Source organism: Paenibacillus sp. FJAT-26967 (genome assembly GCF_001541095.1).
Classification (GTDB): domain Bacteria; phylum Bacillota; class Bacilli; order Paenibacillales; family NBRC-103111; genus Paenibacillus_F.
In genome coordinates this window covers 276,859-289,222 of record NZ_LMXH01000002.1, presented here as the reverse complement: position 1 = coordinate 289,222, position 12,364 = coordinate 276,859, and the positions used below count along the sequence as shown (strand labels likewise).

Annotated in this window: 17 protein-coding genes; 6 read left to right on the top strand and 11 right to left on the bottom strand. The window is 45.8% G+C overall.

Annotated features, from left to right (window positions below; all coding sequences use genetic code 11):
- Positions 1-14: 14 nt before the first annotated feature.
- The 3 genes from AR333_RS11330 to leuC form a co-directional block, all read right to left on the bottom strand.
- Positions 15-1,409: an N-acetylmuramoyl-L-alanine amidase family protein gene (locus tag AR333_RS11330; protein WP_253735809.1), complete on the bottom strand. Its 1,395-nt coding sequence runs from the start codon at positions 1,407-1,409 to the stop codon at positions 15-17.
- Between the two features lie 390 nt (positions 1,410-1,799).
- Positions 1,800-2,408, bottom strand: coding sequence for a 3-isopropylmalate dehydratase small subunit (gene leuD, locus AR333_RS11325; protein WP_068775475.1), 609 nt, complete (start codon positions 2,406-2,408; stop codon positions 1,800-1,802).
- Positions 2,409-2,438: 30 nt separating this feature from the next.
- Positions 2,439-3,860, bottom strand: a complete 1,422-nt coding sequence (gene leuC / locus AR333_RS11320) for a 3-isopropylmalate dehydratase large subunit (RefSeq protein ID WP_068775474.1) — start codon at positions 3,858-3,860, stop codon at positions 2,439-2,441.
- Positions 3,861-3,996: 136 nt separating this feature from the next.
- Here leuC and AR333_RS11315 point away from each other — a divergent pair, with 136 nt between their 5' ends.
- The 4 genes from AR333_RS11315 (at position 3,997) to AR333_RS11300 (ending at position 6,207) form a co-directional block, all read left to right on the top strand.
- On the top strand, positions 3,997-4,911 hold the full coding sequence (locus tag AR333_RS11315) for a LysR family transcriptional regulator (RefSeq protein WP_068775473.1): 915 nt from the start codon (positions 3,997-3,999) through the stop codon (positions 4,909-4,911).
- Positions 4,912-5,010: 99 nt separating this feature from the next.
- Complete coding sequence (locus tag AR333_RS11310) at positions 5,011-5,271, top strand: GlsB/YeaQ/YmgE family stress response membrane protein (protein WP_068775472.1); 261 nt, start codon at positions 5,011-5,013, stop codon at positions 5,269-5,271.
- Positions 5,272-5,345: 74 nt separating this feature from the next.
- On the top strand, positions 5,346-5,747 hold the full coding sequence (locus tag AR333_RS11305; protein WP_068775471.1) for a YtxH domain-containing protein: 402 nt from the start codon (positions 5,346-5,348) through the stop codon (positions 5,745-5,747).
- Positions 5,748-5,877: 130 nt separating this feature from the next.
- A complete protein-coding gene (locus tag AR333_RS11300) occupies positions 5,878-6,207 on the top strand; it encodes a DUF5665 domain-containing protein (RefSeq protein WP_068775470.1) in 330 nt (109 codons plus the stop codon).
- 163 nt (positions 6,208-6,370) lie between these two features.
- On the opposite strand, the gene AR333_RS11295 is transcribed toward AR333_RS11300, so the two are convergent.
- From AR333_RS11295 to AR333_RS11270, 6 genes are all read right to left on the bottom strand, one after another.
- A complete protein-coding gene (locus AR333_RS11295) occupies positions 6,371-6,685 on the bottom strand; it encodes a hypothetical protein (RefSeq protein WP_068775469.1) in 315 nt (104 codons plus the stop codon).
- 138 nt (positions 6,686-6,823) lie between these two features.
- Positions 6,824-7,774 (bottom strand): magnesium transporter CorA family protein, encoded by a 951-nt coding sequence (locus tag AR333_RS11290; protein ID WP_068775468.1) that lies wholly within the window; start codon positions 7,772-7,774, stop codon positions 6,824-6,826.
- Positions 7,775-7,867: 93 nt separating this feature from the next.
- The gene (locus AR333_RS11285) at positions 7,868-8,644 is read right to left on the bottom strand and encodes a sigma-70 family RNA polymerase sigma factor (protein ID WP_068775467.1); all 777 of its coding nucleotides are present in this window, start codon (positions 8,642-8,644) and stop codon (positions 7,868-7,870) included.
- A complete protein-coding gene (gene rsbW / locus AR333_RS11280; protein WP_068775466.1) occupies positions 8,641-9,090 on the bottom strand; it encodes an anti-sigma B factor RsbW in 450 nt (149 codons plus the stop codon). Before rsbW ends, AR333_RS11285 begins: the two co-directional genes overlap by 4 nt.
- Before the next feature lie 20 nt (positions 9,091-9,110).
- Positions 9,111-9,446 carry an STAS domain-containing protein gene (locus AR333_RS11275; protein WP_068775465.1) on the bottom strand — a complete coding sequence of 112 codons (336 nt, stop codon included), beginning with the start codon at positions 9,444-9,446 and terminating at the stop codon, positions 9,111-9,113.
- A 121-nt stretch (positions 9,447-9,567) separates the two neighbouring features.
- Positions 9,568-10,026 carry a DUF948 domain-containing protein gene (locus AR333_RS11270; RefSeq protein WP_068775464.1) on the bottom strand — a complete coding sequence of 153 codons (459 nt, stop codon included), beginning with the start codon at positions 10,024-10,026 and terminating at the stop codon, positions 9,568-9,570.
- A gap of 193 nt (positions 10,027-10,219) precedes the next feature.
- On the opposite strand from AR333_RS11270, the gene AR333_RS11265 reads away from it, so the two are divergent.
- Together AR333_RS11265 and AR333_RS24965 are read left to right on the top strand one after the other, a co-directional pair.
- Entirely contained in the window at positions 10,220-10,678 is a 459-nt protein-coding gene (locus AR333_RS11265; RefSeq protein ID WP_068775463.1) for a Dps family protein, read from the top strand.
- Positions 10,679-10,722: 44 nt separating this feature from the next.
- Positions 10,723-10,881, top strand: coding sequence for a hypothetical protein (locus AR333_RS24965; protein WP_166542145.1), 159 nt, complete (start codon positions 10,723-10,725; stop codon positions 10,879-10,881).
- A gap of 359 nt (positions 10,882-11,240) precedes the next feature.
- On the opposite strand, the gene AR333_RS11260 is transcribed toward AR333_RS24965, so the two are convergent.
- Positions 11,241-11,864, bottom strand: coding sequence for a hypothetical protein (locus AR333_RS11260; protein ID WP_068775462.1), 624 nt, complete (start codon positions 11,862-11,864; stop codon positions 11,241-11,243).
- A 101-nt stretch (positions 11,865-11,965) separates the two neighbouring features.
- Positions 11,966-12,358 carry a general stress protein gene (locus AR333_RS11255; protein WP_068775461.1) on the bottom strand — a complete coding sequence of 131 codons (393 nt, stop codon included), beginning with the start codon at positions 12,356-12,358 and terminating at the stop codon, positions 11,966-11,968.
- Between the last annotated feature and the right edge of the window lie 6 nt (positions 12,359-12,364).

The window sequence follows — 12,364 nt, the reverse complement described above, 5'->3', positions numbered from 1 at the left end:
CCACTCCTTGCTTCTTACTGGATCTTTAAATACTCTTTGATTGACTTAACAAAAGATGCAGCGACCTTATCTTGAAAAGCTGGCGTGTACATAGCCGCTTCGTCTCCTGCATTGGATAAGAAACCGACTTCAGCCAAAGCGGCCGGCATGGTTGTTTCACGAATGACGTGGAAATTACCTTCCTTGACCTTACGATCCTTGAAACCCGTTGCATTCAGCAAGTGCTTCTGGACAATCGTTGCAAAAGCTTTACTTTCCGGACGCTTGTAATAATAAGTCTCGGTTCCGCTTGCAGACGGGATTGCTTTATTGGCGTGAATCGAAAGGAACAAATCGGCATCCAGCTTATTGGCAAATTCCGAACGGCCGTCCAGGGTAATGAACGTGTCCGTCGAGCGGGTCGTATACGTTTGGATGTTTGGTTCTTTCTCCAGAAGCTTCACAACCTTATTCGCTACGGCCAGAGCAAAATCCTTTTCCTTCTTGTTCGTAATGGAGATTGCGCCTGGATCGGTTCCGCCATGACCTGCATCAATAACCACTTTGTATTTGGTTTTACCCGGTTCCGGAGCTTTTAAAACTCCGACTAGCTTATTGGCCTGACCTGCCGCAGCAGCGATTGCCAATTCAGCGTTCGCTTTCATATCAAGCGTGATACGGACGGTACTCGGATCATTGTTGAAATTCGAGAACCTTACCTTCTCTACCATCGGATGCAGGGAAGGAATTTCACCGACATTAGCAACCAGCTTGCTTGCCAACGCTTCATTCAGCTCGGTTCCAGGCAGATCGATGACGATCCTGTCGGGGCCGGTTAGTTTGAAGACATTGGGCTTAGGTGCATTCTTGTCCGTTCCAATCAACAGCTGATCTTTGGTCAACTGAATGGATTGTACAAGTACGCTTGCCGGATTCGGCTTGACAGGGTCCGGGTTGACGTTGTTACCCGCTCCTGGTCCTTGACCGCTCTTTGCTGTAAGCAGCACTGTGCTCGTCTTCTGGTTCCATTCGACGTTGTAGCCGATCTTCTCGCCGACGAATCTCAGCGGAACAACTGTGTTCCCCGGGTAAACATTCATCGGGGCGACTTCGAGCGCTTTTTCTTTGACGCCATTAACGATCGGATAGGAGTCACCGATTGTTAAATCAATCTTTGTAGAATTACGCACGATCGTTGCCTTTTGTTTCGACTGATCCCAAGTAACCGAAGCACCCAGTTTCTCGAAAATCTCCCGAACGGGAACCATCACGGTACCTGCACCAACATTGAGCGGGTCCACTTCGGTTGTCAGCGGCTTGCCATCCAGCACGATTTTGGCTGTGGGCGTCACCGCCGCACCGAGAGCCAGTGAGGGCAATAGCAAAGCAATCATGAGCAGCGTGGCGACAGTGGACCAAAGTTTCATCATACACCTCTTACACGTATTTTTCAGCGTTCGTCTCTATACCCGAGCTGCCCGCCTCCTCTCTATTCTACCAAATTATGCTACAGACAGACAACGAGAGCATAGATTCGACGTCGCCGAACATAGAGTTAGACGCAGAGATATTGCCAAAAGTTGCACATTTCAGCCGATTTTCACGTTTTTCCAGACTTTGGGCGGTAATTTGCCTATTGGCATGGCGTCTGTTCATGAAGCTGCCTTAATTCATAGTGAGCAAAATTATTGCTAGTTTAGAAGAGCTGCATGCACCTAATACTTTACCTCCGCCGAGTATAGTCCATATTAAAAAAGAACCGCCTCTCGGAAAGAGGCGGTTCTTCTTGAACAATCAAATCCAAACCGGAATCAAACCGGTTAAGCTTTTACAACAAGACGACCAAGGTGCTTAGCTTCGTAAGCAGAGATCTTATCTTCATGCTGCAGCGTAAGTCCGATATCATCAAGACCTTGCAGCAGGAACTGACGGCGGTGCTCGTCTAGATCAAAGGACAGCTGGAGACCGTAATCGTCGGAGATGGTTTTGTTCTCCAGGTCTACGTTCAGCTTGTAGCCTTCGTGCTGCGCTGTGCGCTGGAACAAATCTTCAACCTGCTCTTCGCTGAGCTTAATCGGCAGAATGCCGTTCTTAAAGCAGTTGTTATAGAAGATATCCGCATAAGAAGGTGCGATAATCACTTTGAAGCCATAGTCCAGAATGGCCCAAGGAGCATGTTCACGGGATGATCCGCAGCCAAAGTTAGCACGGGAAATCAGTACCGATGCCCCCTGGTAGCGAGGCTTATTCAGATCAAATGTAGGAATTTCGGCCCCCTCTTCCGTAAATCTCCATTCGAAGAATAGGAATTGGCCGAAGCCCGTACGCTCAATGCGCTTTAGAAATTGTTTAGGGATAATTGCGTCTGTATCTACGTTGACACGGTCAACCGGACCGACTAATCCGGTATGTTGTTTGAATGCTTCCATGGATGTTCTCCTCGCTTCCTGATGGGTTAATTACGCTTCCTGTGCCACTTTATACTTCCAATCGCGGACGTCTACAAAATGTCCTTCAATAGCGGCGGCTGCCGCCATTTCCGGAGAAACGAGGTGCGTTCTGCCTCCGCGTCCCTGACGGCCTTCGAAGTTACGGTTGGAAGTAGATGCACAGCGCTCACCAGGGCTAAGCACGTCCGGATTCATTGCCAGACACATACTGCAGCCCGCATCACGCCATTCGAATCCGGCTTCGACGAAGATTTTGTCGAGTCCTTCTTTCTCGGCCTGAAGCTTGACGCGTCCGGAACCCGGAACAACGATGGCATTCACGCCCGGATTAACTTTATAACCGCTGGCAACAGCTGCCGCACGGCGGAGATCTTCTATCCGTCCATTCGTGCAGGAACCGATAAATACGCGGTCAATGCTCAGTTCCGTCATTGGAGTGCCCGGCTGAAGACCCATATACTCAAGCGCCTTCTCGGCCGCTTTGCGTTCGTTCTCTGTTTCCATGTCCGCTGGATTCGGTACATTACTGGTTACGCCAGTTCCCATGCCCGGGCTAGTTCCCCATGTCACCTGCGGCACGAGAGTAGCTGCATCGAAATCCAGAATGAGGTCGTATTCTGCGCCCTCATCCGTCTGAAGAAGCTTCCAAGCCTCAACCGCCTCGTCAAAAGCAGCATCTTGCGGAACGTACTGGCGTCCGCGCAGATAATTGAAAGTAGTCTCGTCAGGAGCAATAAGTCCTGCTCTCGCTCCGCCTTCAATGGACATATTACAAACAGTCATCCGCTCTTCCATCGTCAGGTTGCGGATAGCTTCACCTGTGTATTCAATAACATAGCCAGTTGCAAAGTCCGTCCCGTACTTGGCGATAATGCCGAGAATAAGGTCTTTAGCCGTAATGCCGACCGGCAGGGCGCCGTTTACGCGGACTTCAAGCGTCTTCGCTTTGGACTGCTGAAGGGTTTGTGTAGCAAGCACATGCTCCACTTCACTTGTACCGATTCCGAAAGCAAGCGCGCCGAAAGCACCGTGTGTCGACGTATGGCTGTCGCCGCAGACAATTGTTTTACCCGGATGTGTAAGACCAAGTTCCGGACCCATAACGTGTACAACGCCTTGATCCACGTGATTGAGATCGAACAGCGTAACGCCGAAATCACTGCAGTTCTTTGACAGCGTATCAATCTGCTGTTTGGAAATCGGATCTTTGATGTTGAAACGATCCTGTGTAGGCACATTGTGGTCCATCGTCGCGAAAGTGAGTTCCGGACGACGTACCGGGCGGCCGCTCAAGCGGAGTCCTTCGAATGCTTGCGGTGAAGTAACCTCATGAACCAGATGCAGGTCAATATAAAGAATGCTTGGCTTTCCTTCTTCTTGATTAATAACGTGGTTATCCCAAATTTTCTCGAATAATGTTCTTTTGCTCATGTCGTCACCCCAGATAAAGATTCCGTTTATCTAACTTTGAATAACTTCATGCTACCATTTCCTTCTTCATTGTTCCAAGATATAATAACTATAGCCTTGATAGGTAAAACCAATAAACTACCGGGGGGTTTCCCGCATGGAACTTCGTCAACTACAATATGCCGTTCAAATCGCCATTGAACGTAATTTTTCGCGTGCAGCTGAAAAACTTCATATCGCCCAGCCTTCCCTGAGTCAGCAGCTATCCAAGCTAGAGCGTGAAATTGGTGTTTTGCTTTTCCAGCGCAGTACAAATTCCGTTGAACTCACACATGCGGGTTCGATTTTTGTAGAGAAAGCCCAGACCATTCTAGACAGCCTGGAGCAATTAAAACAAGAAATGGAAGACATCTCCCTGATGAAGAAAGGGCGGCTTGTGGTCGGCAGTATGCCGATTACCGGTTCGACCATCATGCCATATGTGCTGCCGGCTTTCCAAGCGGCTTATCCCGATATCGAAGTGATCCTTGTCGAAGAAACATCATCGAATCTAGAGAAGCTAACCTTAAGCGGGCAAACGGACATTTCGCTGCTCGCTCTCCCCATGCAGGAAGATACACTTGTCTACACCCCGCTCCTGGATGAAGAAATCGTCATCGCTTTCCCGCCGAACCATCCGCTGGCGATCCGCCATTTAAACAGCGGGAAACCGGTTGATATCGCGGACCTGGAGAATGAATCTTTCATCGCATTAAAAAAGGGCCAGGGGTTCCGCAAAATCAACGTGAAATTATGTCAGGAAGCAGGATTCACTCCCCGCATCGTCTTCGAAAGCAGCAACATGGAAACCGTTCAATCCCTCGTCGCCGCGGGAATGGGGATCGCATTCGTCCCGTATCTCATTTCCAAACGCAACCGAAGTGAATTGTCCCCGGTACATTTGCCTTTGCACAATCATCCGTCCCGTACGCTGGTCATTGCTCATCGCAAGGGACGGTACTTGTCTAAAGCCTCGGAGGCGTTTATCCAAACCATGCAGAAAGTGATGCTTGAGCAAGGCACTCATCTGTAGTGAATTCCGTCCTCTCTTTCCCTCCTTTTGTTTCACCTCGCCTGCTGGCGGGTACAAATTGGTACGGCAAGTTAATTGAGACAAGAGGAGAGTGGAACCATGATTGGACTGATTATCACCATTATAATGGCCGTGGTCATCGGGATAATTGGTGATGCAATTGTGAGAAGCAACATGCCCGGAGGCATTATCGGCTCCATGATCGCTGGTTTTGTGGGAGCTTGGCTCGGATATTTATTGCTGGGCAAATGGGGTCCCCAAATCGGTGGCTTCGCAGTGATCCCGGCTATAATCGGCGCAGCCCTCTTTGTTTTCCTGATCGGTATGATCAGCCGTGCTTTCAATCGCAGCAACGCTTAATCCAAGAACACTTCCACATTTAGTATAAATGTACCAGTGTTATAACATTTTAACTTAAAAGGAGATGGATCAAAATGTCTAACGAATCCAAAGGAACCGGTTTATTGCTAGGTACTCTTGTAGGTGCAGGTGTCGGTGCGCTGACGGCTTTGCTGCTTGCCCCGAAATCAGGACGTGAGTTCAGAGACGATTTGTCCATCAAATGCTCCGAGTGGATGGCGAAGGGTCAGGAAATGGCTTCTGAAGCCAAAACAAAAGTTGCGGATGTAGCTACACGCGTTAACGAACAAACAAGTACACTGGTTGACCGCTCTAAGGAAATGGTCAGTAATGCAGCCAGCGCATCCAAAGATATGTTGAGCAGCGCTGAAACTTCCGCTCAAAATAAACTTGATGATGTCAAAGATATGAACGATCAACGCACAAATCAACTGGTTAACGGAACAGATCATAATTCGAACAAACCGATGAATTAAGCGACTTGTGAGAACGAGCATCTTATCCGTTCCTCCAACATCGGCAGCCAGCTTCTCTGCGGAGAGCTGGCTGTTTTAGTTAGGGCCATTATACTGCCCCATTCCAACTTATCGACAGAGGTGAACCTTGATGAACATGTCCCCGCCCACCCGTAAGCATCCGGTACCTGGAGAGGTCCCCATTCCTTCACAGGAGCCGACTAAGAAAGAATTAGCGCTGGAACGGCTTGCTACTACCTTGGAACGCTCCGAGTACAAGGATCTGATTGAGAATTATCTCAATCCGCGCAAACGTATTATAACGAACTTCACAGCCGGCCTTGCCAGAGGACTAGGGTTAACGATCGGGACTACTGTTGTCATTGCTCTCCTCGGCTGGCTCGTCTCCCAATTCGTCTCCATGCCGATTATCGGTGAATTTATAGCCAAAATCGTTTCGTATGTGGATATGTATAAGTAAGATCGAACTCCATACCCATCCTATAAAACAGCCCTATTTGCAACCGGCTTTAGCGGGTTACAAATAGAGCTGTTTCTTTTTGTAAGGAGACACTGCATCTGTATGAAGCTCCATTACAAAAGGCCAGCAATTAATCTGCTGGCCTTATTTATTCCACTTATTCTTAAACAAAAAGAGCATCGACTTGTTCCCGCTTCATTTCTTCATTCAAAATCGCTGCTACAGGAATCGGTTCTTTATCCGGTTTGACCAGGAAGGTCTCCTGCAAATAAAAACCGTGCTCCTTGGCTTGAGCGTAAGATTGGCAAAAGTGATCCGCTGCACGTATGGCACGATTGTATTCCGAATACGTCTCTAATATATTGCCCTTACTCAGCGGATTGGATGAAGCTCTTATACATAACTGATAATTCGAACTGTCTACCTCACGAACCAGAATCTCGCTGCCTTCGCATTCGATCGTATATTTGACTGTCATACGGTTCACCGCCTCTATTGTAATGGGATTTGTGTTAAATGGTTATACCTTTATAATACCCATATAGACGAGCCGTTGAAACCGGTTCCTTCCATGAACGACACTAATTTTTTTTAGAAAAGGAGGAAATTACAAGCCCTATTTCAGGTTTGAATCCCTGCGTTTGCCTTTGATAATATCTCCTGTCCAACCTTTATAATACAACCAGCCTAATACAATCACCGGAAGAATAGCAATCAGACCAAGTGCTATGAAATACCCCGTCTCCCACTCGAGCTCCGGCATTTTCTTGAAGTTCATCCCCCAAATCCCAGCCAATAAAGTCGGCGGCGCAAATACAGTCGTAAAGACCGTCAGCGTCTTCGTAATCTCATTGCCGCGATAATTCGCGATACTGGTGTCCAAAGCCAGAAGAGCTTCTACTTCTTCTTTATAGAGATCCAGCCTTGTTGTGATCCGTTCGATCTTAACCGCCGTCCTGCGGTGCTCAATCCCTTCCTCCATGTCCTCCACGAAAAGCTCTTTCGTCGTCATAATGGTATCCTTGAGGGGCCTGAACCACTTGCTTATATCCAGCAGCTCATGGCGACGATCGAGAATACGATCAAGGAGTTTGGCATTATTCTTATTGCGCATCTCTTCCCCGACTTGACGCATTCTCTTCTCATAATCAGTTAACTCGTGGAGGAGCCTCTCGGCAATATAACCGAGCAGTACAAAAAGCCCTTCTAATGCATTATCCGCACCTAAAACTTGTTCTTCGATCGTCTCAGCCTCAAAAGGCTCCAGCAAGGATAGATCAAAATTAATGGTAACCAAATGATTTACATTCACCAGGAAGTGAAACAGCGGTGTACCTTCTTTACACTTGGCATCGAAATCATAGTAGAAAGCTCCTTCAAGCAATTCACTCTGCTCGTGACGGTAAATACGGGCCTCAAACGGCTCTTGGGCTGCCTCCCTCACAGAAGGTTTCACTTCATCGGGAAGCTTATCCAGAGCGGCTTTCAAATCCCCTGCTTTGTCCTGCAGGTTATGCCAGACCCACCGTTTGCCGGATTGAAGATCTTTATCTTCCTGCTCAGTCACAAATTATCCCCCTTTTGACCATAATTTGAATCATTGTCCATAAAAAAAGAACACGTCTCGCAACGTGTTCTTTTGTGCAATCAAGCCTAATCATCAATCCGCATTAGGCTTGTTCTTCTCAAAATACTTGCGAAGTTTATCTAATGCTCTTCGCTGAATACGTGACACGCTCATTTGGGAGACACCGAGATCTTGCGCTATTGTGCGCTGCGAATAACCATCCACATACGCAAGCATAAGTACTTTCTGTTCCTCGGGCTTCAAATGACTCATAGCTTCTTCCAAATCGAGCTTATTATCGACGTTCAAATACTCATCAATCTGTGTACCTAGCACGTCTCCAATAGTTGATCCGTTCTCTTCAGTGGATAAAGGCATGTCCAAAGATACATAATGATAGCATTCCCGTCCTGCCAAGATTTCAATCGTTTCCTCAGCGGTCAAACTTAATTCTTCTGCAATTTCATTAACATTAGGCGATCGTTCCAAACGCATGGTTAAATGATCGATTGCCTGCTGAATTTGAAACCCCTTTTCTTTAATCCGCCGCGGAACTTGAATATACCAAGACTTGTCACGAAGGTAATTCTTCATATGACCAATAATGCTTTTCATCATATAAGCATCAAACTGCACACCCAGTGTAGGATCAAACTGTTTAAACAGCTTGAGCAGAGAAATGTTACCGATCTGAACCAGATCTTCATGAAGATCCGGCCGGTTGCGGGACATTTTCGATGCTGCCATTTTTACAGTGGACTCATATTGGATAAGCAAAGAGGTAGCGATATCATTGCATTCAGTCTCCTGATACTGTCGAATCAGATCATGGATATGCTCCATCTCTTTCCTCTCGGATTGTAATTTCATACCATTTCCTCACTTTTGCTGACCATCTTCGTTAAAATGACAACTGTGCCTTGTTCCCCTTTCACTTCCACATGGTCCATTAAGGCCTGCATCAAATATAACCCTAGACCTCCGCTGCTCACTTCATCCAGCGATTTGTTGTGAAGTGAATCGGCTGAGCGCACTTTTCTATCATGGTCAAAGCTTAGTCCTTGGTCCTGCACAAGAATTCTCAGTCCATTATCGATATCTTCGAAATGAACTTCCATATTCCCGCCTTGACCAGGCTCATAGGCATGAACAACTACATTGTTACATGCTTCCGAAACTGCTACTTTCATATCTTCGATATCTTCATAAGAGAAACCCATTTTGGAGCTGATCCCGTACAACGTTAAACGAACGAGGTCGATATAATCAGCTTCGGCAGGCAGTGTCAAACGTACAGTTCGATTAGTCGATTCCATATACCCTTTTCTTTCCTTTCTTAATTAACAGTATTAGCTACAGCGGACAAGAACGGGGTTAACCCGGTCAAATCAAAAAGCTTCTGTACTTTAGGAGGAATATTCTCCACTCCAAAAGGAGCTTTGAGAGCATGACGTGTTTTGATAATCGTCAGAATCACTCCAATGCCGGTGCTATCGATATATGTCAATTCTTTCAGGTTAAGAATGAGCTTGCGATTGGTTTCTTGAACGAACGGATCAATCGCTGAATTGAATTCGGAAGCTTTGGAGAGGTCTAACTCCCCGATCAAGGAGATGATATTATCATCATCCGTGAGTTGTTTTTCCATTCTAAATTTGTTCTCTTGCACCATTGAATTGGCCTCCTTAGTAAATGACCCGCCTATATAAGATTAAAGCATACTTCTACATTACCCTATTTCGAATCATATGAAACAATTTTTTTGTTCCACTTTCTAATTTGTAAGAGCCGTCTTATTTGACGGCTACGTTTTTATTCTCTGTAGAGCGAACTTGCTTGATTCTCTTCCACATATCCAAAGCAACAGGAACAAGTGGAGCAATACGATTCACGATACTTTTAGGAGAGTTCAGCTCCTTCTCTACCTTGTTTCTCATAGAGCTTGTTACGGTTGCTGATGTCTGGCGGACAGATGTAGAAATTTCATTCACCACATCGCCGACATTCTTAATGGTATAAAACGTTTTATCCAAAGCTTGCAGTTTATTGCGCACATCCACACTTACTTCATTGGTATGACGTATTAACTCATTGGCTTCTTGGCTTACTACAGTCAGCTGCTGCTGCACCTGCTGAATGGTCTGATTCGTTTGAGCGACCAGCTCCGTTACCGAACGAAGAGTTTTCACTAAGAAAACAACGAGTACCACAAACGCGATTGCAATGAGAGCTACGCTTATTTGCCAAATCATGAACATTCCTCCTTCTTATGCCTGCACCTAAACTAATAGGTTTCATCCGTGTTCTATCATTAGTAACCATTGCAGCAGAGCATTGAAACAGTTATTTGAACTTGTTTCGGCGTAGGTGTCACCGGGTAATCAAGTTGTAGAACAACATTACAAGATTGATCCCAAAGATCGATATTTAAGGAGGAAATATTTCATGGCTAAAACAGCAACCAAAGAACAGCAAACCGTAACTCTTTTGAATAAACAGGTCGCAAACTGGGCGGTCATGTACGTCAAGCTTCATCAGTTCCATTGGTACTTGAAAGGACCTTCCTTCTTTGTACTCCACGTTAAATTCGAAGAACTGTATAAAGAAGCAGACCTCTACTTAGATCAAATTGCAGAGCGTATTCTTCAATTGAAAGGCAAACCGCTATCTACAACGAAAGAATTCCAAGCTAACTCTTCGATTAAAGAAGTTTCACCTGAACGTAACGCCGGACAAATGGTCGAGGAACTTGTTCAAGATTTCAAGACCATTACCGAAGAATCCAAAGAACTCATTGAAGCAGCTGAGGAGAGCGGCGATCACGGTACGGCAGATATGATCACCGAAATTTGCATGGCTCTTGAGAAGCATATTTGGATGCTGGAATCTTATATGAATGACTAAGAGTTGACTTGCCTTATTAATTCCCCTAGGAAGGAGGGATTCCCATGGATCAAGACAAGAATGTCGAAATTGAAAAGCGGCATATTGAGAAAAGGTCAGACTCCAGTGCGGTCGCTTCTACCTTTATCAAATATGCAGCTTATATGATTATCTTCTTTGGCTTCCTTTACTTCCTAGTGCAATATGTATTCCCTAAATTCTAATAAGGTCGCTTTACTCACAAACCAGCCTTCCAAGGCTGGTTTTTCTTTGTGCATGTAAGTGCCTTTCCTTACTTACATAAAGCAAGGTTACTTAAGTAACCGAGTAGATCTTCCTACCCGCCGTAACCCTCAGCTGTACAGGTATAGATGTACGATCGTGGCAGAATGAAGCGTAAAGAGCGTTATTTACGCTCGACATAATCGTTAAGATAGCTATTTACGAATTCAATGCGTACTTAAACCTGCTGGATCGTTTCTTAATCCGTTGATGAAACACAAAAAAACAAGCTCCACTATTATTGGGCTTGTTCCATTTATTAAAAAGGTTTTTAAATTCTTATCCTGCTTATAACGTAAGTTTATTCACCGGATTTCGGAAAAAAATGAATGGATTCCAATTGATCCGTTTCGGGATTAATGAAAAGCTTGAGCACCTGATTATCCTGCGTATATACAAGGCCATCTTCTGCTACAAAATAGGGCTCACCCAATGCATTTTCGAGTACTTGACGATCATTCTTATATACAACACCATCTATAATAACCTGGTTCTGGTCCGAGCCAACTTCAACATACTCGATTCCATAATCACTAACCCCGATCGTGCAATCGGAATAATGCAAAATTTGAGTGTCACCCAAAAATTCATCTGTACTTTGCCGCTCCGGTTGTCCCTTAAGCTTAAGAACTGTATTCAAATCATCGGTTAAAGATATACCATTAATCTGCTTTAAATCAGGTTTCATGGCTGTATGAGCAAAGACAGAATCATCATTTGATCCAACAACTAACTGCCCATTCTCACTCCCTGAGCCGGCTGAATTCACTGTCCGGACAGCCGAATTAATCGGCGCTGGCGCAATATTGTGCTCGGTAGTCTTTGGAACACTGGTATCCGCGGAAGCTGGCTGCTCTAGCCCTTGTGCTCCACTAAAGAGCAGTATGCCTCCTAACAGACCAATTGTTAGTGATTTCCTGTTCATCCGGGTTCCCTCCTAAGACGTTGTGGTTTCGGATTGACTGGTCGTTAATTGTTGATCATCAAACTGATTCTTATCTATCTCACTCATTAGCCTTTAGCGGATTAAGGAGACATCCATGAAGCCGCTGCCGCAGGCTCGTCTGCATACAACGGATTAAAAGCATACGTATCCGTATTCGGTGAAGCCACTACAACGATACGGTGCCGTGCAATTTCATCGGCATAATAACCGATTGCCGTACCGGCCAGCCCCAATGAGATAAGTTTGGAGCGGATTGCCGCTCCCTTGCCGCGGAAAATAGTCGCCATGGTATAACCCATTTGCTCCGCAGAGAATCCGATCCGGCTTGTATAACGCGGCATGAGCATCTGCTCGGTATCCACTTTTTCATCTGAAAGAACATGAATACAGTGAGGCTCGCAGCCTGCAGCCTGAAGCTGCCGGATCACATCGCGGATTTCCTTCTCATTGTCGACTACAATAATAGATTGCATTTTTCT